This is a genomic window from Lacisediminihabitans changchengi, assembly GCF_016634425.1.
GTDB classification, from domain to species: Bacteria; Actinomycetota; Actinomycetes; order Actinomycetales; family Microbacteriaceae; genus Lacisediminihabitans; species Lacisediminihabitans changchengi.
The window spans coordinates 538,911-560,502 of the sequence record NZ_JAEPES010000002.1 but is presented as its reverse complement, the minus strand read 5'-3'; the positions used below and the strand labels follow the sequence as shown (position 1 = coordinate 560,502).

Annotated in this window: 22 protein-coding genes; 7 read left to right on the top strand and 15 right to left on the bottom strand. The window is 66.8% G+C overall.

Features of this window, described 5'->3' with window-relative positions:
• The first annotated feature begins 155 nt into the window (after positions 1-155).
• Complete coding sequence (locus IV501_RS08120; RefSeq protein ID WP_200556001.1) at positions 156-581, top strand: OsmC family peroxiredoxin; 426 nt, start codon at positions 156-158, stop codon at positions 579-581.
• Positions 581-1,474, top strand: a complete 894-nt coding sequence (locus tag IV501_RS08115; RefSeq protein ID WP_200555999.1) for a TIGR01777 family oxidoreductase — start codon at positions 581-583, stop codon at positions 1,472-1,474. Before IV501_RS08120 ends, IV501_RS08115 begins: the two co-directional genes overlap by 1 nt.
• A gap of 47 nt (positions 1,475-1,521) precedes the next feature.
• On the opposite strand, the gene IV501_RS08110 is transcribed toward IV501_RS08115, so the two are convergent.
• Together IV501_RS08110 and dapB are read right to left on the bottom strand one after the other, a co-directional pair.
• Positions 1,522-1,968 carry a hypothetical protein gene (locus tag IV501_RS08110; RefSeq protein ID WP_200555997.1) on the bottom strand — a complete coding sequence of 149 codons (447 nt, stop codon included), beginning with the start codon at positions 1,966-1,968 and terminating at the stop codon, positions 1,522-1,524.
• Entirely contained in the window at positions 1,968-2,702 is a 735-nt protein-coding gene (gene dapB, locus IV501_RS08105) for a 4-hydroxy-tetrahydrodipicolinate reductase (protein ID WP_200555995.1), read from the bottom strand. The genes IV501_RS08110 and dapB overlap by 1 nt, the downstream gene beginning before the upstream one ends.
• A gap of 57 nt (positions 2,703-2,759) precedes the next feature.
• On the opposite strand from dapB, the gene IV501_RS08100 reads away from it, so the two are divergent.
• Positions 2,760-3,230 (top strand): GNAT family N-acetyltransferase, encoded by a 471-nt coding sequence (locus tag IV501_RS08100; RefSeq protein WP_200555993.1) that lies wholly within the window; start codon positions 2,760-2,762, stop codon positions 3,228-3,230.
• 33 nt (positions 3,231-3,263) lie between these two features.
• On the opposite strand, the gene IV501_RS08095 is transcribed toward IV501_RS08100, so the two are convergent.
• Positions 3,264-3,866: a histidine phosphatase family protein gene (locus tag IV501_RS08095; protein ID WP_200555991.1), complete on the bottom strand. Its 603-nt coding sequence runs from the start codon at positions 3,864-3,866 to the stop codon at positions 3,264-3,266.
• Between the two features lie 68 nt (positions 3,867-3,934).
• A complete protein-coding gene (locus IV501_RS08090; RefSeq protein ID WP_200555989.1) occupies positions 3,935-5,272 on the bottom strand; it encodes a M16 family metallopeptidase in 1,338 nt (445 codons plus the stop codon).
• Between the two features lie 328 nt (positions 5,273-5,600).
• Here IV501_RS08090 and IV501_RS08085 point away from each other — a divergent pair, with 328 nt between their 5' ends.
• A complete protein-coding gene (locus IV501_RS08085) occupies positions 5,601-6,218 on the top strand; it encodes a TetR/AcrR family transcriptional regulator (protein ID WP_200555988.1) in 618 nt (205 codons plus the stop codon).
• A gap of 34 nt (positions 6,219-6,252) precedes the next feature.
• Here IV501_RS08085 and IV501_RS08080 read toward each other — a convergent pair whose 3' ends face one another.
• Positions 6,253-7,257 carry an aldo/keto reductase gene (locus tag IV501_RS08080; protein WP_234698460.1) on the bottom strand — a complete coding sequence of 335 codons (1,005 nt, stop codon included), beginning with the start codon at positions 7,255-7,257 and terminating at the stop codon, positions 6,253-6,255.
• 260 nt (positions 7,258-7,517) lie between these two features.
• On the opposite strand from IV501_RS08080, the gene IV501_RS08075 reads away from it, so the two are divergent.
• Positions 7,518-8,033: a YbhB/YbcL family Raf kinase inhibitor-like protein gene (locus IV501_RS08075; RefSeq protein WP_200555986.1), complete on the top strand. Its 516-nt coding sequence runs from the start codon at positions 7,518-7,520 to the stop codon at positions 8,031-8,033.
• Between the two features lie 114 nt (positions 8,034-8,147).
• On the opposite strand, the gene IV501_RS08070 is transcribed toward IV501_RS08075, so the two are convergent.
• Together IV501_RS08070 and IV501_RS08065 are read right to left on the bottom strand one after the other, a co-directional pair.
• Positions 8,148-10,427: a polyribonucleotide nucleotidyltransferase gene (locus tag IV501_RS08070; protein ID WP_200555984.1), complete on the bottom strand. Its 2,280-nt coding sequence runs from the start codon at positions 10,425-10,427 to the stop codon at positions 8,148-8,150.
• A 428-nt stretch (positions 10,428-10,855) separates the two neighbouring features.
• Positions 10,856-12,124 (bottom strand): MFS transporter, encoded by a 1,269-nt coding sequence (locus IV501_RS08065; RefSeq protein WP_200555982.1) that lies wholly within the window; start codon positions 12,122-12,124, stop codon positions 10,856-10,858.
• Positions 12,125-12,205: 81 nt separating this feature from the next.
• On the opposite strand from IV501_RS08065, the gene IV501_RS08060 reads away from it, so the two are divergent.
• On the top strand, positions 12,206-13,096 hold the full coding sequence (locus tag IV501_RS08060; protein ID WP_200555981.1) for a LysR family transcriptional regulator: 891 nt from the start codon (positions 12,206-12,208) through the stop codon (positions 13,094-13,096).
• Between the two features lie 155 nt (positions 13,097-13,251).
• On the opposite strand, the gene IV501_RS08055 is transcribed toward IV501_RS08060, so the two are convergent.
• The 8 genes from IV501_RS08055 to IV501_RS08020 form a co-directional block, all read right to left on the bottom strand.
• Positions 13,252-13,911, bottom strand: coding sequence for an FMN reductase (locus IV501_RS08055; RefSeq protein WP_200555979.1), 660 nt, complete (start codon positions 13,909-13,911; stop codon positions 13,252-13,254).
• A 5-nt stretch (positions 13,912-13,916) separates the two neighbouring features.
• Positions 13,917-15,029, bottom strand: a complete 1,113-nt coding sequence (locus IV501_RS08050) for an LLM class flavin-dependent oxidoreductase (protein ID WP_200555977.1) — start codon at positions 15,027-15,029, stop codon at positions 13,917-13,919.
• A gap of 57 nt (positions 15,030-15,086) precedes the next feature.
• Positions 15,087-15,734 (bottom strand): hypothetical protein, encoded by a 648-nt coding sequence (locus IV501_RS08045; RefSeq protein ID WP_200555975.1) that lies wholly within the window; start codon positions 15,732-15,734, stop codon positions 15,087-15,089.
• Positions 15,735-16,096: 362 nt separating this feature from the next.
• Positions 16,097-16,525 (bottom strand): hypothetical protein, encoded by a 429-nt coding sequence (locus IV501_RS08040; protein WP_200555973.1) that lies wholly within the window; start codon positions 16,523-16,525, stop codon positions 16,097-16,099.
• 61 nt (positions 16,526-16,586) lie between these two features.
• Positions 16,587-17,636 carry an FUSC family protein gene (locus IV501_RS16550; RefSeq protein ID WP_200555971.1) on the bottom strand — a complete coding sequence of 350 codons (1,050 nt, stop codon included), beginning with the start codon at positions 17,634-17,636 and terminating at the stop codon, positions 16,587-16,589.
• Between the two features lie 166 nt (positions 17,637-17,802).
• Positions 17,803-18,072 (bottom strand): 30S ribosomal protein S15, encoded by a 270-nt coding sequence (gene rpsO / locus IV501_RS08030; protein WP_200555969.1) that lies wholly within the window; start codon positions 18,070-18,072, stop codon positions 17,803-17,805.
• A 109-nt stretch (positions 18,073-18,181) separates the two neighbouring features.
• Positions 18,182-19,603, bottom strand: a complete 1,422-nt coding sequence (locus IV501_RS08025) for an MFS transporter (protein WP_234698359.1) — start codon at positions 19,601-19,603, stop codon at positions 18,182-18,184.
• Positions 19,604-19,672: 69 nt separating this feature from the next.
• Positions 19,673-20,185 carry a VanZ family protein gene (locus IV501_RS08020; protein ID WP_200555960.1) on the bottom strand — a complete coding sequence of 171 codons (513 nt, stop codon included), beginning with the start codon at positions 20,183-20,185 and terminating at the stop codon, positions 19,673-19,675.
• Positions 20,186-20,307: 122 nt separating this feature from the next.
• Here IV501_RS08020 and IV501_RS08015 point away from each other — a divergent pair, with 122 nt between their 5' ends.
• Entirely contained in the window at positions 20,308-21,522 is a 1,215-nt protein-coding gene (locus IV501_RS08015; protein ID WP_200555958.1) for a MarP family serine protease, read from the top strand.
• Positions 21,523-21,592: the final 70 nt, after the last annotated feature.

Here is a 21,592-nt window from a genome sequence, read left to right as displayed (position 1 = left end):
GCGCCGCAGACATCCGCCCCCCGACATCCCGCCACAGCGTCAATCCCGCGACAGTGCCTCCGCCAACGGGCACAACCCCCTGGGCGCGCAAAACCGGGTGACCTAGGCTGAGGCTCATCACCGACCGGGGCGGTCGGGCTCGAGGAGGAGGATTCATGGCAGTCACCAGCGAAGCGACCACCCTGTGGAACGGGGACCTCAAGACCGGCACCGGGACGACCACTCTCGACTCCTCCAATGCCGCACAATTTCCCGTCAGCTGGGCGGCTCGCTCCCACGGGGAAGCGGGCAAGACGAACCCGGAAGAACTGCTCGGCGCCGCCCATTCCGCCTGCTACTCGATGGCGCTCGCCAACCTTCTCGCAATAGCAGGTACCCCGCCCGAGAGTCTGCAGGTCACCGCGGCCGTCACCTTCGACCCGGCCGAAGGCATCACCGGAAGTCATCTGCTCGTCAGTGCCAAGATCCCCGGCATCAGCGAGGCGGACTTCACGTCCATCGCCGACGAGGCGAAGAAAACGTGCCCGGTCTCACGCGCCCTGATCGGCATCCCGATCACCCTCGAAGCGAGCCTCGCCTGATGTCCGAAACTCTGCGCGTACTCGTCGCTGGCGGCTCGGGCTTCATCGGCACCGAACTGATCCGGCAGCTCACCGATGACGGCCACCAGGTCACGCTCCTCGTACGAGGAGAACCACAGAGCGACAACCAGGCCACCTGGGCACCCGCCTCTGGCACGCTCGATCCCGGGCTGATCAGCGACACGGACGCCGTGATCAACCTCTCTGGCGCCTCCATCGGCAAACTGCCGTGGACGCACAAGTACCGGGACGAGATCCTAAAATCGCGACTCGATGCCACCAGAACGCTGACGGATGCCATGGCCCGTGCCGCGACGCCACCGGCGACCTTCTTGAGCGGCTCCGCCGTCGGCATCTACGGTGACCGGCCCGGGGAGATCCTCACCGAGGAGTCTCCGCGCGGAAAAGGGTTTCTGGGCGACGTCGTCGAGCAGTGGGAGCGGGCCGCGAGCCTGTCCCCCACGGCGACCCGGGTCGTCATGCTCCGCACCGGACTGGTGATCGGTGACGGCGGTTCGCTCAAGCCGATCATGGCGCTCACCCGCGTCGGCCTCGGTTCGCGACTTGCAAGCGGGACCGACGTATGGCCGTGGATCAGTTTGTACGACGAGGCAGCGGCGATCCGGTATCTGCTCACGTCGACACTGAGCGGGCCGGTCAACCTGGCCGGACCGACCAGAGCGACCTCCGGGGAGATCACCAAATACGTTGCGCACAAGATGCACAGACCGTATGCGCTCGCGGTGCCCGAGTTTGCCATCGACCTCGCGCTCCAGGATGCCGGGGAGGAACTACTGCTGAGCAGCCAAAACGTCTCGTCGGAAAAGTTGACCGCCGACGGGTTCGTGTTCCGCGATCACACCGTCGAGCAGGCGATCGACGAGTTTCTGTAGCTCGGCGCGGATTTCGATACGCGGACGCCGCAAACGGCGTGCGCTACTCAATCAACGGAAGCGCGCTCGAGGGCGATGCTGCGGCGGATGGCCTGGCGAGCGCGGCGGCGGTCGCCGCTCGCGTCGTAGGCGAGCCCGAGCCGGAACCACGCCTGCCACGAACCAGGGTCGGCCTCGACCTCGGCCTTGTAGCGCGGAAACTCGGCATCCGCGGCCGAGCGCACCGGTCGACCGCTGGCCCGACTCGGAAGGGTGTCGGCCGGCAACTCCCCGGCGTCGGCGAGCCGCCTCGTCAGCCGCTGACTCCGCAGCCCGAACAGGAGTTCCGCGATGAGCGCCCACAGCCCGATCACCGGCAGCACCAGGAGCGCGATCCCGAGTGCCTTTGCCACCGGCTCATCCACCGAGATCAGGCGGATAGCGAGCTGCGTCACCAGCACCAGGTACAGCACCAGCAGCGCCGTCATAACGATGGCGCCGACCCGTCCGCGCATCAGGCGCCCAGATCGATGAGCTGATCGAGTCCGACCACCACACCGTCGGTCTCGCGCAGCGCCTGCAGCGACAGGCGGATGCCCGCGACATAAGACGTCGGCGACAGCGTCTCGTGGCTCAGGGTGAGGGTCTCCCCCGTACCGCCGAAGATCACGTCCTGCTTGGCAACGACCCCCTGCATGCGCAGGCTGTGGATCGGCACGCTCGACACCTGCTGACCGCGAGCACGCTGGTCGGCGTGCGGCGCGATCACCGGCCCGAGATTCGCCCGTGCGGCCCCGATGAGCTCGGCGGTGCGCACGGCAGTGCCCGACGGCGAGTCCACCTTGGAGGCGTGGTGTGCCTCGATGATCTCGATCGAGTCGAAAAAACGCGCGGCGGTCGCCGCGAACGCGGTGGCCAGCACCGAACCGAGCGAGAAATTCGGGATGACGATGACCCCGAGACCAGGCTGCGCAGACACCCGGCGGCGGAGGGCCGTGATCCGCTGGTTCGACCACCCACTGGTTCCGACCAGCACGGGCCTGCCGTTGTCGACGGCGAAGTCGACCACCGACTGGCTGACGGCCGGAACGGTGACATCGACCACGACATCCGCGGTCAGCATGCCCTCGAGAGCATCGGCCGACCCGATGCGGGCGACCACCTCGAAGCCGTCGAGCTCGTCGACGACCTCGCCGACCAGGCGCCCCATCCTGCCGGTCGCCCCGATGATCGCCACTGTCGTTGTCATGGGTCAAAACTACCAAGCCGACGAGCTGCCCCAGCGCGCCAGCCTAGGCTTGATGGCATGGTTACCTGGCGTGAATCCGCTGTCGACGAGCGCGCGGCGCATCGCCTGCTGACCGAATACTTCACCTCCCGTGCCGAGACGTTTCCGGGCGGTGGCTATGTCACCGTTTTCCCCTCCCCCGCCGACTTCGAGCCGCCACGGGGCGAATTCGTCGTGCTGGTGGATGACGACGGAACGGATGTCGGCTGCGGCGGCATCCGCCGGTCACCATCCGGGGCGGCCGGCCTCGTCCGCTACGAGGTGAAGCACCTCTGGCTCGAGCCGCAGGCCCGCGGCCGTGGTCTCGGCCGCGCGATTCTCTCCGAACTGGAACGACGGGCGCGCGACCTCGGCGCCGAAGAGCTCGTGCTCGACACCAATGCGAGCCTCGCCGCCGCCGGCGGACTGTATCGGTCGTCCGGCTACGTCGACATCCCGCCGTATAACGACAATCCGAACGCGACGAACTGGTACCTCAAGACCCTGTAGCGGCCTGCCGCGTCGGCCAGAACAGAGCGTCGGCTAGAACGGCTGCCCGTCCGGCACCCCAGTGCGCAGCTCCGGCGGCAGGTGACCGAGATCGTTGTAGGTGATCAACACCGGGGATTTCACCGAACGCACCCGGATGATCGTGAGACCGCAGTTCGCCTGGTTGAGTCCCATCCATCGCCAGGCCGGGGCGCCGAAGACCTCCCGCACGAACCATGCGATCACGAAGTTGTGCGTGATCAGCAGGTCGTGGCGGTCTTCTCGCGACGGCGTCAACCACTCGGCCACGGCATCCGCCATCTGGGCCTCACCCGCCTCGATCTGCTCGCGGCTGATCGAGCCATAGAACGGAGCGAAGGCGTGCGGCATGTCGTCGGTCGGCCCGGACGGGATGCAGTCGAACAGCAGCGCAGACGGTTTCGAGTCAAGGCTCGGCATGCTCGCCGTCATGATCTTCGCCGTGTCTTCTGCGCGCTGCAGCGGCGAGTGCCAGGCTCCGGTGAACGGAACACCGCTCAGCCGGTCGGCGATCGCCTTGGCTTGACGCTGGCCGCGCCCGGAGAGGGGGCCGTCGGGCAGGCCGTATTCGGCGTCCTGCTGTTCGCCATGGCGAACGAGGTAGAGGTAGTGGGACATCGTTGTTCCTGTCGAGCGGTGTTTCTCAAATAATGCTTGTTACATAAACGGCGGTGCTGTTCGGCTGACTAGACCAATCCGGTGAAGGCGTTCTCGTCAATCGTGCCGACCGCGGCGATCGAAATCGGGCGCGACACGAGTTCCGAGGCTAATTCACGAACATCGTCGGCGGTGACGAGGTTCAGGCGGCGCAGGGACTCGTCGAGGTCGGCGAACTCCCCCAGCGTGATCTCGGCGCGACCGAGACGGGACATGCGGGTGTCTGAGTCTTCGAGGGCGAGAGCGGATGCCCCGCTCAACTGCCCGACGGCGCGACCCATCTCGTCTGCGGTGACTCCACCATCGGCAAACCGGCGGAATTCGCCGACCAGCAGCTCGCTCACCTGCGCGACCTTGGCCGGCGAGCATCCCGCATACAGACCGAACAGGCCCTGGTCGGAGTAGCTCGGTGAGAACGAGTAGACGGAATAGGCCAGTCCGCGCTTCTCACGGATCTCCTGGAACAGGCGCGACGACATTCCGCCGCCCAGGATCGAGTTGAGCACGGCCATCGTCGACCGGCGATCGTCGCCCGCCGGAATACCCGGCACGCCGATGAGGATGTTCGCCTGCTCGATCGGGCGCTGCACGACGACGAGCGGACTGCCGCGTTCGATCAACTCACCGGATGCGACGCGTCGCTCGACCGGTGCGGCCTCCAGAGTGAGGTCCCAGCCCGCCGCGATCAGCGCGCGCTCGACGCCGGCGACAAGTTCGTCGTGATCGACCGCACCGGCGACGGTGATGACCAGATCCTGAGCGCGATAGTTCTCGCGGTAGTGCTTCACCACCCGGTCGTGGGTCGCGGCCTCGATGGTCTCCGGGCTTCCGCCGATCGGCCGACCGAGGGGGTTGTCACCCAGTACGGCCTCGAAGAACCTCTCGCTGACGACATCCGATGGATCGTCGTCGGCCATGGCGAGCTCTTCGAGAATGACACCACGCTCGGTCTCGAACTCCTCGGGGTCGATCACCGATGAGGTGATCATGTCGGAGAGCACCTCGACCGCCATGGGCAGGTCACGATCCTGCACCTTGGCGTAGTAGCAGGTGTACTCCTTGGCGGTGACGGCGTTGTGCTCGCCGCCGACCGCATCGAAGCTGACCGCGATATCGAGGGCGCTCCGAGTCGTGGTGCCCTTGAACAGCAGGTGCTCGAGGAAGTGCGTGCTGCCGAAGGTGTCTGGACGCTCGTCGCGGGATCCCACGGCGACCCAGTAGCCGATCGTGGAGCTGCGCGCGCCAGGCACCTGCTCGCTGAGGATGCGCACACCGCTCGGCAACACGGTGCGACGCACGCGTGAATCTCCGGATGCGGAAAAGGACAGGTCGGCGAGGCCGAGGGGTAGCGGGACTGCACCGTTCATCGGATTGAGCCTACGTCACCGTGGACGAGATGCCGACCGATCCGGTCCCCCGAATTGGGGACAAAATGTGAGAAGAAATTGTGGACAGAACGACCTGTCTGTCCGCAGCGTGTGCTAGCTTCGGTATATCGGAAGCCGGACGAACCTAGTCGTCAGGCAGCCGGGGGAGTCACCCGAAGACTCCCCCGGCTCCGCACCCGAAGCGGATTCGACGCTCTACCGCAAGCCACCAGCTTGCGGGGTAGAAGTCCGGATCTTCCCCCCGAGATCCGGATAGCTGCCGACCGGCTTGACGACACCTAGCCGACTAGCCCGAGGGAGCCACGCTGTGCCAGTTGTAGATTCTGATCCGACGACACAGCGTGCTCTCGGCTACCCGCCGCGCCGCGTAGTCCCCCCGGCCGCGGCCAAGCTGCGCATCCTCGCGACGGCCGACCGACTGTTCTACGACGAGGGCATCCGCTCCGTCGGGATCGACCGCCTCATCAGCGAGTCAGAGGTGACCAAGGCCACCTTCTACAAGCACTACGGGTCGAAAGACCGCCTGATCCTCGAGTATGTGAAGTCGCGTCATCGCGCGGAGGTTGCGGTGACCGAACAGGTCATCGACCAGGCACAGACACCGAAGGATGCCGTGCAGGCACTCGTCGCAGCCCTCGTCGCCGACATCCAGCGCCCCGACTTCCGCGGCTGCGCGTTCATCAACGCCGCCGCCGAATTCGGTGACGAGGGCCACCCGGTACGGGAGACCGTCAACGAGCACCGGGATTGGTACACCGACACGCTGGCCGCCCTGTTTTCCCGGCTCGGACATCCGCTGCCCGGCGACGCTGCCGACGACTTCATCCTTGCGAGAGATGGTGCCATGGCCGGCGGCTACGCCGGTGACGCGATCGCGGCGTCGACGGCGTTGCAGCGGGCCAGCGTCCGCATCCTCGACATCTAACCTCGATATCTCGCGCTCGCCTCTGACCGGCAGGCTAGGCGGAGGCGCGGTCCAACGCGGCCAGCTGATGCCGGCTGAGCTGGATGGTGGCGGACGCCATCAGGTCGAGCACCTGTGCGGCGTGGCTCGCACTGGCGACCGGCGCCACCACATTGCGCTTGGTGAGCAGCCAGGCCAGTGACACCGCCGCGACGGTCGCTACCTCGATGCCCTGTGCCCGCTGTTCCGCGACGATCGCGTCGAGGCAGGCGAGCACGCGAAGGCCACGACGGCTCAGGTACCGGCCGGCATCGGCACCGCGGCTGTTGCGCGCGACATCAGCTCGTGTGCGATATTTGCCGGTCAGAAATCCGCTGGCCAGGGCGAAGCGCGGCATCACGCCGAGCTGCTGCTGGGCGGCGACCCGGGCGATGTCGGCTTCGAAGCTGCGGCGGTGCACGAGGTTATAGTGCTGCTGCACCGCGACCATCGGGGTGACCCCGAGCTGGGCGGCGATGACTCGCGCCTCGATGAGACGATCGCCGGTGTGGTCGGCCGCGCCGAAGTAGCGCACCTTGCCCATGCGCACGAGGTCGTCGACCGCGAACAGCGTCTCCTCGAACGGAACCGCGGTGTCGTCGATGTGCAGGTAGAGCAGGTCGATGTGATCGGTGCCGAGTCGACGAAGCGAATCGTTGACCGCCCGAGAGACAGCTTGCGCGGTGACCCCGGAGTTCTCGGGACCCTTCCCGACCTTGGTGGCAACGACGATACGGTCGCGGTTGCCGCGAGAGCGCATCCAGTTGCCGATCATGATCTCGCTGCGGCCACCGGCGTACGAGTCGGCGGTGTCGATGAAGTTGCCGCCGTGGTCGGCATAGGTGTCGAGGATCTCGTCGGTGGTCTGGCCATCGGCTGTCCAACCGAAGACGTTGCCGCCGAGCGCGAGCGGGAAGACGCGGAGGTCGGACTGGCCGAGTCGGCGGCGAAGGGCGAGCGGGGCGGGCGTCATGGTCTCCGACGGCTGGTAGGCGGGCGGCGCAACATTCGGCACCGGCATAACCTGTGTCATGAGCACCCCCCGGTGTCTCGACGATGTCTCGTCACGGTCCTGCACGATCGATACAGGCCCCCTGGGTGCGACAGTAGCCGACGCGCCGCCCAGGAAGCGACCAATATCAGCGCCGTGAACCAATCGTTATCTCGCCCGTCGCCCTGACGGTTTGCCGAATGTGCGAGCGAGGCACTGGCGGTGCTCGCTGTCATGACTACCGTGGCAAGAGGATCGCGCGATGGCCGCCGATCTCGAAAGGATCTGGAATGGTCAACGACCCGCACTGGCGCCTGCCCGATGTACCGCGTTTCACCCTGGAGAGCGCCGACTTCGTACAGAATGGTCCGCTTCCCGCTACCGCCCGCGCCGACGGAGGCGGCATCTCCCCCGAACTCCACTGGTCCGGTGCACCGGATGGCACCCAGAGCTTCGTCCTCACCGTGTACGACCCCGATGCCCCGACCGGCAGCGGGTTCTGGCACTGGGCGGTGCGCGACATCCCGGCCGGCACGACCGAGCTTCCGGCTGGGGCCGGCACCGATGGCACGCTTCCCGATGGCGCGATCACCTCTGCCAACGAGATGAGAGCTGACGAGTACGCGGGAGCCGCTCCCCCTCCCGGCCACGGAGCGCACCGGTACTTCTTCACCCTGAGCGCTCTGGATGTCGCCACCCTCGACGTCCCGGATGGCGCGACCCCCGCGGTGCTGGGGTTCGTCATGCGCGACAACGTGATCGCTCGGGCGACCCTGGTCGGCACCGCGGAGACACCGGCGGCGTAGCGTCGCGCGCGTCGGAAAAGACGCCCGAAAACGACAGGCCCGAAAACGACTAAGCCCGCCCCACGCGAACGTGGGGCGGGCTTAGTGCTGTGCGGGCAGCGCCCGCGGGCGGGACTAGTTGTCGTTCAGCGACTCGGCCTCGGAGAACTCCGCGATCGACTCGACCGGCTCGGCCGCAGCGTCATCGGCCTCGACCGGCGCGAGCGACAGCTTTCCACGGTCGTCGATCTTGGTGATCTGCACCTGGATCTTCTGGCCGACGGAGAGCACGTCTTCGACGTTCTCGACACGCTTGCCACCGGCGAGCTTGCGGACCTCGCTGATGTGCAGCAGGCCGTCCTTACCGGGGGTGAGCGAGACGAACGCACCGAAGGTCGCGATCTTGACGACGGTTCCGAGGAAGCGCTCGCCGACCTCGGGGTTCAGCGGGTTCGCGATGGCGTTGACCGCCGCGCGAGCTGCCTCCGCCGACGGGCCGTCGACGGCACCGATGTACACGGTTCCGTCATCTTCGATCGAGATGTCGGCTCCGGTGTCATCCTGGATCTGGTTGATCGTCTTGCCCTTCGGGCCGATCAGCTCGCCGATCTTGTCGATCGGGATCTGGACCGAGATCACGCGGGGCGCGGTCGGGGCCATCTCGTCCGGGGCGTCGATCGCCGCGTTGATGACCGAGAGGATCGCGGTGCGAGCCTCCTTGGCCTGCTTCAGCGCGCCATCCAGAACCGACGACGGGATGCCGTCGAGCTTGGTGTCGAGCTGGATCGCGGTGACGAACTCGGAGGTACCGGCGACCTTGAAGTCCATGTCGCCGAGAGCGTCTTCTGCACCGAGGATGTCGGTCAGCGCCGCGTAGCGGGTCTCACCGTCGACCTGGTCGGAGACGAGGCCCATGGCGATGCCGGCGACCGGGGCGCGAAGCGGCACACCGGCGTTGAGCAGCGACAGGGTCGAAGCACAGACGGAACCCATCGACGTCGAACCGTTGGAACCGAGAGCCTCGGAGACCTGGCGGATCGCGTAGGGGAACTCCTCGCGGGGCGGCAGCACCGGCACGAGGGCGCGCTCGGCGAGGAAGCCGTGCCCGATCTCGCGACGCTTGGGGCTGCCGACACGACCGGTCTCACCGGTCGAGTACGGCGGGAAGTTGTAGTGGTGCATGTAGCGCTTCTTGGTGACCGGCGCCAGGCTGTCGATCTGCTGCTCCATCTTGAGCATGTTCAGCGTGGTGACACCCAGGATCTGGGTCTCGCCACGCTGGAAGATCGCGGAACCGTGAACGCGCGGGATGACCTGCACCTCGGCGTCGAGCGGGCGGATGTCAGACAGCCCACGACCGTCGATGCGCACACCCTCGGTGAGGATGCGTCCACGCACGATCTTCTTGGTGACCGACTTGTATGCGGCACTGACCTGACCGTTCGCGGAGGAGTCGAGCTCTCCCGCGTCGACCTTCGCGGCGACCTCTGCCTTGACGCGGTCCTTCAGTGCGTCGTCGGCGTTCTGGCGCTCGGTCTTGTCGGCGATCTGGTAGATGCCCTTGAGCTCGTCGTAGGCGATGCCCGCGACGACGTCGTAGGTCTGGCCGTCGTACGGCAGGAAGACCGGGTAGTCAGCGATCGGCTTGGCCGACTGCGCCGCCATCTCGGACTGCGCCTTGATGAGCTGCATCAGGAACGGCTTGGACGCCTCGAGACCCTGCGCGACGATTGCCTCGTCGGGCTTGGTGGCTCCACCCTGAATGAGTCCCCAGGCGTGCTCGGTTGCCTCGGCCTCGACCATCATGATCGCGACATCTTCTGAACCGTCGGCGTTCGTGATGAGACGACCGGCGACCGTGAGGTCGAAGACCGCGCGCTCGAGCTGCTCGTACTTCGGGAACGCGACCCACTGGCCATCGATCAGGGCGAGACGGATGCCGCCGATCGGGCCGCTGAACGGCAGGCCCGAGATCTGGGTCGACGCGGAGGCCGCGTTGATGGCGAGGGCGTCGTAGAACTCACCGGGTGCGATGGACAGCACGGTGATGACGATCTGGACCTCGTTGCGGAGCCCCTCAACGAACGACGGGCGCAGCGGCCGGTCGATCAGACGGCAGACCAGGATCGCCTCGGTCGACGGGCGACCCTCGCGACGGAAGAACGATCCGGGGATCTTGCCGGCGGCGTACGAACGCTCTTCGACATCCACCGTCAGCGGGAAGAAGTCGAAGTTGTCCTTGGGGTGCTTGCTGGCGCTGGTCGCGCTCAGCAGCATGGTGTCTTCGTCGAGGTAGGCAGCAACTGCTCCCTGAGCCTGCTGTGCAAGGCGGCCGGTCTCGAAGCGGACCGTACGCGTGCCGAACTTACCGTTATCGAGAACGGCTTCGGCGAATTTGATTTCTGGACCCTCCATGTGGGGGTTCTCTCCTTTGTTTTACGTCGTCCTCCCGTATGGAGGGCGACTGCATCAAGGAGCAGGAGTAGGCAGAAAGGGGCGCCACCGGTCCGTCGTGGACGAGGTCGCTGACGCTTTGGCATCGCACCCGTAGTGTCGGGTGCCGCTCTGGTCAACAGTAGAAAGGCGCCGATCCCGCTGCCGTTGCGACGACCCGTGCGGTTCGGAACTTCACCACTACTGACCAGCTTCGTGCCTGGCCTGCTCCGTGGTCCGCCAGATAAGAAACCCGACAAACCTCCGCCAGACTACCAGCCCGGTGTGTCGCTCACCCAGCAAGTACACATCCGGCGCGGCGCGAGCAATGACGGATGGCCGGTCCCCACCACCAGGGAACCGGCCATCCGTGCGTGCGGCGCTAGGCCCTGGGCCCTATGCCCTGGGCGTTATGCGTTGCGGCGAGCCATCGCCAGGCTGGAACCGACGGCCAGCACGATCACCACCACCGAGAACCCGACCAGCACCGCGGCGCTCGGCAGGAACGCCAGCGCGAGGCCGACGAGCAGCACGGGCACCGTCAGTCCGATGTACGCGACGAGGAACAGCGCGGCCATGACCTCTCCGCGCCGTGGCGGGAGGGCGAGGGATGCTGCGACCGCCACCGAGGAACGGAACTGCACGCCGACTCCGGCTCCGGCCACGATCCCGGCCACAATGAACAGCGGAAGGTTGGCGAGAAGCGCTCCGGCAGACAGTGCGGCGAGGCCGACCGCCATGAATGTCGCTGCCAGTCGCACCTGGCTGACCAGCGACATCCGGCTGGTCAGCAGCTGGGCGACAGCGGCGGCACCAAAGACCGAGAAGGTCGCGAGGCCGGCGACGAAGTGCGACGTCTCGTGCAGGGTTCCGGCGAGGAAGCTCGGCGCGAGCGAGGTGAAGAGTCCGAAGATGGCGAAGGCCGAGAGCGCCGCGATCGCCGCCGACCAGAAGGCGCCACGGGATTCACGCGGAAGAGACATCCGCTGCGGGGCGTATGCACGACGCTCCTCCTGCTTTTCGACGGTCTCCGGAACAAGGGAGAGCGCGAGGGCGGCCAGGGCCAACAGCACGATGAAGAGCACGTACGGAACCTGCAGCGGTCCGGCGATCCACTGCGCGATGAAGCCGGCGATGAGCGGGCCGAGAGCGAGTCCGCCATTGTTGACGAAGGTGGAGACGGTGCTCGAGAAACGACCGCCCTCCTCGGGCCGGGACACCGCGCGCAGTTCGCTCAGGTGTGCCGTCGCCGTCGCCGTGAGCGCGCCGACGCCGACGCCGGAGATGAAGCGGGCGACCAGCAGACCCGGCACCGATGGCCAGACCAGAAAGAGCACGGCGGCCACGAGCTCGATGAGCACGGCGATCAGAATGATGCGGCGGCGCCCCAGCCAGTCACTGATGTGACCGGCGAGGTAGAGGCTGGCGATCACACCGACGGCGTAGACCGCGAAGATCACGGTGAGCAGGAAGGTGGCGAAGCCGTCGCGTGCCTGATAGAGCGAGTACAGCGGGGTGGGAATGGTCGAGAACGCCATGACCGTGAGGAAGACGGCGGCGATTATCCAGAAACCCGCTCCGTGAGCGCGGCGACCGCGAACGCGCGCGGCGGGGGTGGGAACAGCGGAGGTAAGAACGGTGGGGACGGCGTCGGTGGACGGCGGGAGAAGCGATGTCATGGCTTCAGTGTGCGACGAACTTGTCATCGTGTCCAACGACTGTCATTGATAAATTCAATCGTTTTACTCGATAATTGACCGATGGACACCCGTCAGCTCGAATACTTTGTCGCCGTCGCCGAAGAACTGAATTTCACCCGGGCTGCCGCCCGCCTGTTCGCGGTGCAGTCCACCGTGTCGGCGGGCATCCGGTCTCTGGAGCACGACCTCGGCACGCCGCTGTTCGAGCGCTCGACGAAGCGGGTCGCGCTCACCTCCGCCGGCAGCAGAGCACTTCCGGAGGCACGATCGGCGATCGAGGCGATCGACCGCGTGCGCAGCGCCGCTGCAGAGAACAGCCGCGATATTCGCGGGCGGTTGCGAGTGGGGATCTTCACCAGCCTCGACTACCTCGACCTGCCTGGACTATTCGGAGAGTTCCACGAGCGCTATCCGCTGGTCGATCTGCAGCTCACGGCATCCGCCTCCGGCTCGACCGGATTCACCGACGATGTGCGACGGGGGCGGGTCGACCTCGCGTTCATGGGGCTCGCGGCGCAAGACCTCGCCGGGTTCCAGGTGCTCGAACTCACGCGCAGCGATTTTGTCGCGATCGTCCCCTCCTCCCACCCGCTGGCCGGTCGAGCCCAGGTAGACCTGGCCGAGCTGACCACGGAGACCTGGGTCGACACCCCTGCAGGTTTTGGCAACCGGGTGATTATCGATCGCGCTCTCGCCGAGCGCGGTCTCAGTCGCACGATCGGTGCGCAGGTGTCGGAACTGGGCGCCGTGGCACAGTTCGTTGCGGCCGGACTCGGGATCGCGGTGATTCCCATCGTGGCCTACTCCCCCACGCCCGCGACCTCGGCGGTGACGCTCGAGCCACCGGTCACGTGGAGCCTGAGCGCGATCACGCGCCCGGGGGCCAGTCCGGCGATCGCCGCGCTGCTCGACCTGCTGGCCGAGCGGTTCGTGGGCGCTCGCCGGGCCTGAATCGCGGGGCTGGCGAAGCGATAGCGGAAGGTGGGACGCCGGCAATGGGCGAGCCACGCGAGGCGGGCTCCGAACGAAGAAAGGCGGGAGCCGAGCGGCACGGCGTCAGCCGAACCGCTCGGCTCCCGCCGAACTCCGTGAACCTGCTGCGGCCGTTACTGAGCGCCGTAGCCGCCGACCGGGCTGAACCCGACCGGGAGGGCGAACGGATCGATGACTCGACTCGAGCGGTCCGAGACGCGCACCAGCGCGGCCAGTTCGCCCGCGGCACGCTCGATGCGGCTCGCAAGGCTCGGCTGTCCGGTACCGGTTGCGCCGGCGGCATCCGCTGTGCCCCAGTCGCTCGACGCGGCGTAGACGCCGGTCGGGACCACGGTCGCGTGCAGGTAGCTGAACAGGGGGCGCACCGAGTAGTCCAGAGCGAGCGAGTGACGCTCGGTGCCTCCGGTCGCGGCGATGAGCACCGACATGTCGGTCAACGACTGCGGGTCGAGCACGTCGATGAACGACTTGAACAGCCCGCTGTAGCTGGTGGTGAAGATCGGCGTGACGGCGATGAGGCCGTCCGCCGTGGTCACCTTCTCGATCGCCGCTTCGAGTTTCGGACTCGCGAAGCCGGTGATCAGGTTGTTGGTGATGTCCTGGGCGAAGTCGCGCAGATCGATAACGTCGACCTGCACCTCGATCGGCTCACCGTCCACCTGGTCGTCACGCAGCCGCCGCACGACCGTCTCAGCGAGACGGTCGGCGAGCAGGCGCGTGGACGAGGGCTGACTGAGACCGGCGGAGACGACGGCAAGTCTGCGTGTCGTCATCTCTGTCACCGCCCTTCGACGAGCTCGGGGGCCGACGCCACCGCTGCGTCGCGCTTTGCGACGAGCGAGGCGTGAGTGGGGCCGTCCGGCACGGAGGCGGGGCGGTCCTTCGCCATCTCCTTGCGGAGCACCGGCACGACCTCCTCGCCGAGGATGTCGAGCTGCTCGAGAACGGTCTTCAGCGGCAGTCCGGCGTGGTCCATGAGGAACAGCTGACGCTGGTAGTCGCCGAAGTGCTCGCGCATCGACGCGTACCGGTCGATGACCTGCTGCGGGCTGCCCACGGTGAGCGGGGTCTGCTCGGTGAAGTCCTCCATCGACGGGCCGTGGCCGTAGACCGGGGCGTTGTCGAAGTACGGGCGGAACTTGTTCACCGCGTCCTGCGAGTTCTTCGACATGAAGGCCTGGCCACCGAGACCGACGATCGCCTGCTCGGCGGTGCCGTGTCCGTAGTGCTCGAAGCGGTTGCGGTAGTACCCGATGAGCTTCATGTAGTGCTCCTTGGGCCAGAAGATGTTGTTCGCGAAGAAGCCGTCACCGTAGAAGGCGGCCTGCTCGGCGATCTCAGGAGAGCGGATGCTGCCGTGCCACACGAACGGCGCGACGTCGTCGAGCGGACGTGGAGTCGAGGTGAAGCCCTGCAGCGGGGTGCGGAACTTGCCCTGCCAGTCGACCGTGTGCTCGGTCCAGAGACGGTGAAGCAGCGCGTAGTTCTCGATCGCCAGCGGGATACCCTCGCGGATGTCCTTGCCGAACCACGGGTACACGGGGCCGGTGTTACCGCGGCCCATCATGAGGTCGACGCGGCCGTCGGCCACGTGCTGCAGCATTGCGTAGTCCTCGGCGATCTTCACCGGGTCATTGGTGGTGATCAGCGTCGTGGCGGTCGACAGCAGCAGCGTGGAGGTCTTGGCGGCGACATAGCCGAGCATTGTCGTGGGCGAGCTCGGAACGAAGGGTTCATTGTGGTGCTCACCGAGAGCGAAGACGTCGAGGCCGACCTCTTCCGCCTTCTGGGCGATGGTGAGAATGTTCTTGATGCGCTCGTTCTCACTGGGTGTGTGTCCATCGGTCGGGTCCGTGGTGACGTCTCCGACAGTGAAGATTCCGAATTGCATGGGGTTTTCCATCCGTTCTATGCGTTTGCATAGACTATCAACACTCGGCGCCCGAAACTATTCCCGTCGACCGGAAACAATGTTTGCGGTGTCCATCCACACCGGAATCGGTGGGCAGCGCTGCTCGAGATAGGCGAGAGCTCGCGGCTCGAGACCGCTCGCCCACACGACGTCGTATGGGTTCCAGTTGCCCTGTCCGGTGATGCTCCCGGCCGCGAATCGATCGGGCGCTTCCCGCGACCGAGCGCCAGACAGCAGCAGACACGGCCGCACCACCGCCTTCTGGTAACGCTCCAGTGCGTCGCGCTGCTGCGATGTCATCCGTCGCTCCACCTCCGACTGCTTGATCCAGGTCGCGTTGCAGATGTAGCCGTCGATGCTGTACTGCAGATAGGTCTGACCCTGGGTGGAGGTGTAGGCGTAATCGTTGGGAAGCGCGACAGCCTGGTATCCACGATCCTTCAAGCACGCGACGATACGCGTGGGCCAGTCGGCATCCGGCACGGTGTGGGTCACCGTGATGCGCGGCCGAAATGCCTCCGGATACGACGCGCCGATCGGTTGCCACATTTCGTCGAGCACAGCCGTTCGGATCTGTTGCCGATCCACCGCGGTCATCGGCTCTGACGCTATCGAGCTGCACCCAGCGAGCCCCGTGAGTGACACGAGGGCGACGGATGCGGCGAGCCAGCGTCGCGCGGGCACACCAGCACCTCGTTCCGTTCGCCGCGCTCTCGCCATCCCGTCAGTCTCGCACTGAGCGGCGAACATCGAATAGCAGAGGGCGAGCACTCCACCGGCACGCAGATTCGACCCCAGAAGTGGGGGCAATCGGTGGCAATCCGATGTTCGCCCCGTGTCGAACCCCACCCGAGAGGACCATTACGCCCGGCGGAATTAAGGGGCCGCCAGGCGATGGGGATATGAAAGCTCCGCTGGCACGGAGTTCACGGAGGGGCCGGGCGACGAGATCGTGCCGGCCCCTCTTCCGTGAGCGACGGCCGCCCCACCTCCAGACTCCAGACTCCAGACTCCAGACTCCAGACTCCAGACTCCAGACTCCAGGGCTAGCGCGTCTGACCCAGGAGCAGGTCGACGCGATATCCGTTGCGGGTCTTGACCACCTTCGCGGGGATGCGCGGCTTGCGTCCGGCATCCTCGAGTCGTCCAAGAGTGTCGTCAATGACCCCCTCGAGCCCGCGGGGAACAACGCCAACCACGCCACTCACGCGACTGCCGGTGAACAGGCGCACCTCGATGGGTGCGTCTTTGGCCTCTTCCGCTGCGGACCGACGGGAGAGCGCCGTCTCGAGCTCTCCCCCGGACTCGAGAGCCGCGACCAGTTCTTCCTGGCGCGGATTGCTGTTTGCCAGCCGGATCGTCACCCGTCCGTTCGAGGGCACGAGGTTATAGCGGTAGTCCCCGAAGTTGCCGGAACCACGGTCGGACTTGGGGAGGGAGAGATCGCCGGTGATGTTCCGGTTCCAAAACGCCATGGTTCGATCGTATCGACGGCGAGGGTCGATAGGCTCTGCCGCCTCGTTCTGCCGTCACGCTTTAGCGAACGGCGCGCACCCGCCGCCGCAGCAGCGACCCCAGCAGCACCAGCATCGCGATTGCGCCGCCGACCGCTGTATCGACGACACGATCGGCGATCAGCACGCTCGGCGTGGTCGCGCCCTGGGCGGAGATGGTGAGCGCGAGCGGGGTGATCAGCAGCAGCGCCAGCCCGTAGTTGCGCAGCACTATCGTCTCGATGCCGAACTGCAGCACGCCGAGCACCAGCACCAGCACCCAGCCGGACGGATGCAGCAACTCGACCAGGGCGAATATTCCGACGCCGAGAAGCGTGCCGATGACGCGGTGCACCGCACGAACCGCGGTGAGGCGCAGTCGGTGCCCGTTCTGCAAGATGGCGACGACGGTGAGGGTGACCCAGTATGCACGGGGCAGCCCGAGCGGAACGGCGATGATCGCCGCGATCGCGGCGGCGATGATGACCCTGGCGACGATCAGGCGCGTGGTGGCGTCGAGTCGGAACCGGAGCGGGCCCGCGGTGGCATCGTGGATGTCGCTGTCGCGCGAACGCACGGACGGCAGCACGAGCGGAAGCAGCACCACGAGGTAGGCGAGCACCGCACCGATCACCATTGCACCGAGCACGATCCTGCCGTCGAGACCGGATCCGCCGAGGGCGATCGGCCCAGCGAGATGGCCGGCCACCCCTCCGACCAGCACGGGGAACAGCACTCCTGGCGGACCCACCTCGAAGCCGAGGAAGAGCACGGATGCACCCGCTGCCAGCACCAACAGTGCCACGACGCTCGTCCACACCGCACCAGAGCCGAGCACCCCGATCGCCGCGGACCCGAGCAGCACGGCCCCGATCAACGGGAGTACAGCGGCCCGCTGCCGACGACTGCGCGAGGTCAGATACAGAGCGAGGAAGCCGCCGGTAGACGCGAGCAGTCCGAGGTCTTCATGACCCAGCGCCGTGAAAAGCGCGATCGGCAGCGCGATGGCGAGGCCGGCCTGAATCGCGATCGACCACCGCGGCGGCGCCGGACGCAGTGCGACGATCGAGCGGAGGTCGTCGCGAATGCTCACCACCCCATTGTCCTCGGGGATGGAGCGCCCTCCGAACCGTCAGGACATGAAAAACGGCCCGCCCCGCTGCGTGTTAGACGCAGCCAGGCGGGCCGTCTCAGAGCCAGTGTCGCGACCCATCGATGAAGACGGGCCGATCGCGACGGGCCACACCGGAAGGATGAACCTAGCGGCGCAGTCCGAGGCGCTCGATCAACGCGCGGTAGCGGTTGATGTCGACGTCCTGCAGGTAACCCAGCAGGCGACGACGCTGTCCAACCAGCAGAAGCAGGCCACGACGCGAGTGGTGGTCATGCTTGTGCTCTTTCAAGTGCTCGGTGAGATCCTTGATGCGTGCGGTCAGCATTGCGACCTGCACCTCGGGGCTGCCCGTGTCACCTGGGTGGGTGGCGTACTCGTCGATGATCGCTTTCTTGGCTTCTGGTGCTAAAGGCATAGAAGACCCCTCTCTCTCGTTGCGCGGTGCCCGACACCGGAATGTGCGAGCTCTCTTTATCCGCGGCCGTTTGACGGCAACCTTGGGAGTTTAGCAGAATCACCGCTGGCTAGGCGGTGCCCCGAGAAGTGGAACGGGACCGGGGAGCCGGGCGGATGCTCGCGCCCGCGTCACGGGACAGCGCCAGCGACTCGATCGTCGCGATCAGGGTGAGTCCGGCGACGACGAGGAACGCGATGGCGAAGCCCCCGGAGTCCGGCGCGATGAGTGTGCCCCCGCGCAGGGCAAGGGCACCGACAGCAATGCCGAAGCCCGCGGCCACCTGCTGCAGCGTGGAGGCGAGAGTGTTGGCATCCGTCATCTCCGCTCGGTCAATGTCGGCGAAAGCGATCGTGTTGTACGCGGTGAACCCGGTCGACCGTGCCGCCCCGCTGAACACGAGGAGGAGCGCGAGCAGCCAGAGCGGGGTCTCGGGCGAGAGCACCGCCATCAGCACGATGCTCAGAGCCGCGCAGCTGCTGGCGACGATCAGCACCGGGCGGAACCCGAATCGTCGCAGCAGCGGGGTCGTCGCCGGTTTGATCGCGATGTTGCCGACGAACACGAACAAGACCAGCGAGCCGGACAGCACGGGCGACCAGCCGAAGCGCTCCTGAAACAGCAGCGGCAGCAGGAACGGCACGGCGTTGACCGCCAGGCGGAACAGCGACCCACCGGCATGCGCTACCCGGAACGTCTCGACCCTGAGCGCCCCGAGATCGAACAGCGGATGCCGCACCCGCCGCTGCCAGACAACCGCCGCGACCAGCGCCAGGACACCCCCGATCGCCCACAGGGCCACCTCGACGGCAGTCGGCTTCCCGTCGGAGAGCAACGACGCGAGGTAGACCAGCGCGCCGACTCCAGCACTGCTGAGCACGAGGCCAACCCAGTCGAGCCGTGGCGGGGACTCCGGTCTCTCCCGCGGTACGAGCCGCAGCGCGAACGCGAAAGCGACCACGCCGAGTGGCACGTTGATCAGGAAGATCCAGTGCCAACTCCCGTAGGTGGTGAGGATGCCGCCCACCAGCGGCGCGATGACCGGTGCGGCGAGCGCCGGCCAGGTGAGCAGCGCGACCGCCCGCACCAGTCCTGCCTTGTCCGTCGCCCGCAGCACCGCGAGCCGTCCGACCGGCACCATCATCGCTCCCCCCACGCCCTGCAGCACGCGGGCAGCGGTCAGCTCGGCAAGCGTCGAACTGGCCGCACAGACCACGGAGGCGACAGTGAACACCGCGATGGCGGTGAGGAAGACCCGACGGGAGCCGAAGCGGCGGGTAATCCATCCGCTCAGCGGGATGAGCATTGCCAGGGTGAGTAGATACGCGGTGATGGTCACGCCCACGGCGAGCGCCGGCACCCCGAGGTCACGACCGATGCTCGGAACGGCGGTGGTGAGGATGGTGCCGTCGAGGTTCTCCATGAAGAACGTCCCGGCGACGAGGAGGGCGAGGTTACGCGCGCGTTTGTCTGCTGTCGTTTCGGTGGTCATCGGCGTATCCGGCATCGGTACGAATCTATCGCTGTGCGCCATGGCCACGACCGCCAGCGGGACGAGCGACTAGTGACGCAGCAGCAGCTCGTCTGTTGGCGAGTGCGGACCGCGGGTACCGTCGGCCTCCCGGCGAGCGCGCTCGGTGCGGGCCGCCGCCCGGCGGTCGCGGATGGCTGCCGGAGTGGTGATCACGAGGGCGGCGATCACGCCGATCGCCGTGCCGAGGGAGTTCGCGAGAACGTCGTTCGGGTCGGATACCCGTCCGGGGATACCGCGCTGGGCGAGCTCGATGGCGACGGTCGCCAGCACCCCCGCGGCGATCGCCAGCCACCAGCGCCGGCGGCCGAGCACCAGGAGAAAAAGCAGACCGATCGGCACGAACATCCCGATGTTGGCGATGAACTGCACACGGTCGTAGGTGATCCACTCGGTCGACTCGTGGCTGCCGAAGAATCGCAGCAGCCGGAACAGTGCGCGGTTGCCGGCGGCATCGAGCGGCTGTGGGCCGAGCGTCACCCAGCCGACGACGCCCAGATAGCCGATCGTAAACAGGGCGAGCAGGGGATGTCGGCGCAGCATCCGCCGATTCTGGACTCCCCTCCTGAACAAATGCCCCCGACCCGCTCGAGAATCAGCACAAGCGCGGGCCAGATCCCCGATACTGGAGGCCGGGAACAGCCGACGGCAAGGAGAGTGCACGGATGCTCGGCTCGTTGCCATGGTGGACCCCGACGAATCTGGCTCCGCTCGCCCTGGACCTCGTGCTCGTCATGGTGCTCATCGGCTACCTGATCTACGGGTTCCGGCGCGGACTCACCCTCAGTGTGGCGAGCATCCTCGGCGCGGTCATCGGTGCCGTTGCCGCCTTCTTCGCGATCCCACTGGTCACCGGGTGGATCGGCAGCACCCAATGGCGCCTGCCGATAGTGCTTCTCACGGTCTTCGTGTTGATCGGCGCTGGCATCGCGCTCGGCACCGCCCTCGGACGCGTCATCCGTGTCGGTGTGGTGAAGGGGCCGCTGCGCGGATTGGACCGGTTTTTCGGCGGGCTCGTGAGCGTCGCCGCTACCGCCGTCGTCATTTCGATGCTCGCGTTCGCGATCGGCTCGCTTGGAGTGCCGGTGCTCTCCCAGGCCATCACCTCCTCGCGCGTCGTCGCGGTGATCGACACGGTCACCCCGGCGCCGGTGCGCGAACTCGAGGCGCAGGTACGGTCGCTCGTGGCTCAGCAGGGAATCCCCCGCGTGCTCGACTCGATCGGCATCGGCTCCCCGCTGCCGATCCCGACCGGCGCGGCGAACAGCGCGCAGGAGAAGGCATCGCACTCGGTCATGAAGATCACCGGTAACGCTTACGCCTGTGGGCAGAACCAGACCGGAAGCGGATTCGTCATCGCTCCCGGTCGGGTCATCACGAACGCGCACGTGGTCGCCGGGGTGGCGGATCCCATCATCGAGTCGCCCGATGGCGGCAGTTGGAAGGGAACCGTCGTCTACTTCGACACGGTGAACGACCTCGCCGTGATCGCGGCCGGGGGTATGTCGACGGCGCCCCTCGCCGTGGGGACTACCCTCCCCGAAGGCACGACGGCGGTCTTCGACGGCTATCCCCTCGGCGGCCCGTTCAGCTCGAAGCCCGCCGCGGTGCAGGGCGTCGGCACCGTGCGGGTTCCCGATATCTACGGGGCCAATCCGACCCCGCGCGAGGTGTACTCGCTCGCCGCCGACGTTCAGCAGGGCAATTCGGGTGGGCCGGTAATCGATGCCACGGGCACGGTGGCCGGGGTGATCTTCGCCAAGTCGTCGACGACATCCGACCTCGGTTTCGCGCTCACGGTCGCCGAGCTCGCGCCGGTCGCCGCCCGGGCGGGCGGGCTGACCGCCGAAGTGCCGTCTGGCCACTGCACGAGCGAGTAGCGCCGCCCCAACCACAGCCACGTTTGCCCGAAAATGCAGACTGGCGCACCCTAAAACCTGCATATTCGGG

Coding starts and splice junctions, on each gene's coding strand:
- IV501_RS08040 (WP_200555973.1), bottom strand. CDS start 16,525: ATGGCGTTTTGGAACCGGAACATCACCGGCGATCTCTCCCTCCCCAAG.
- IV501_RS08065 (WP_200555982.1), bottom strand. CDS start 12,124: ATGACATCGCTTCTCCCGCCGTCCACCGACGCCGTCCCCACCGTTCTT.
- IV501_RS08110 (WP_200555997.1), bottom strand. CDS start 1,968: ATGCGCGGACGGGTCGGCGCCATCGTTATGACGGCGCTGCTGGTGCTG.
- IV501_RS08090 (WP_200555989.1), bottom strand. CDS start 5,272: ATGAACGGTGCAGTCCCGCTACCCCTCGGCCTCGCCGACCTGTCCTTT.
- IV501_RS08100 (WP_200555993.1), top strand. CDS start 2,760: ATGGTTACCTGGCGTGAATCCGCTGTCGACGAGCGCGCGGCGCATCGC.
- IV501_RS08075 (WP_200555986.1), top strand. CDS start 7,518: ATGGTCAACGACCCGCACTGGCGCCTGCCCGATGTACCGCGTTTCACC.
- IV501_RS08055 (WP_200555979.1), bottom strand. CDS start 13,911: ATGACGACACGCAGACTTGCCGTCGTCTCCGCCGGTCTCAGTCAGCCC.
- IV501_RS08020 (WP_200555960.1), bottom strand. CDS start 20,185: ATGCTGCGCCGACATCCCCTGCTCGCCCTGTTTACGATCGGCTATCTG.
- IV501_RS08080 (WP_234698460.1), bottom strand. CDS start 7,257: ATGCCGGTGCCGAATGTTGCGCCGCCCGCCTACCAGCCGTCGGAGACC.
- IV501_RS08050 (WP_200555977.1), bottom strand. CDS start 15,029: ATGCAATTCGGAATCTTCACTGTCGGAGACGTCACCACGGACCCGACC.
- IV501_RS08095 (WP_200555991.1), bottom strand. CDS start 3,866: ATGTCCCACTACCTCTACCTCGTTCGCCATGGCGAACAGCAGGACGCC.
- IV501_RS08025 (WP_234698359.1), bottom strand. CDS start 19,603: ATGACCACCGAAACGACAGCAGACAAACGCGCGCGTAACCTCGCCCTC.
- IV501_RS08015 (WP_200555958.1), top strand. CDS start 20,308: ATGCTCGGCTCGTTGCCATGGTGGACCCCGACGAATCTGGCTCCGCTC.
- dapB (WP_200555995.1), bottom strand. CDS start 2,702: ATGACAACGACAGTGGCGATCATCGGGGCGACCGGCAGGATGGGGCGC.
- IV501_RS08115 (WP_200555999.1), top strand. CDS start 581: ATGTCCGAAACTCTGCGCGTACTCGTCGCTGGCGGCTCGGGCTTCATC.
- IV501_RS08060 (WP_200555981.1), top strand. CDS start 12,206: ATGGACACCCGTCAGCTCGAATACTTTGTCGCCGTCGCCGAAGAACTG.
- rpsO (WP_200555969.1), bottom strand. CDS start 18,072: ATGCCTTTAGCACCAGAAGCCAAGAAAGCGATCATCGACGAGTACGCC.
- IV501_RS08120 (WP_200556001.1), top strand. CDS start 156: ATGGCAGTCACCAGCGAAGCGACCACCCTGTGGAACGGGGACCTCAAG.
- IV501_RS08070 (WP_200555984.1), bottom strand. CDS start 10,427: ATGGAGGGTCCAGAAATCAAATTCGCCGAAGCCGTTCTCGATAACGGT.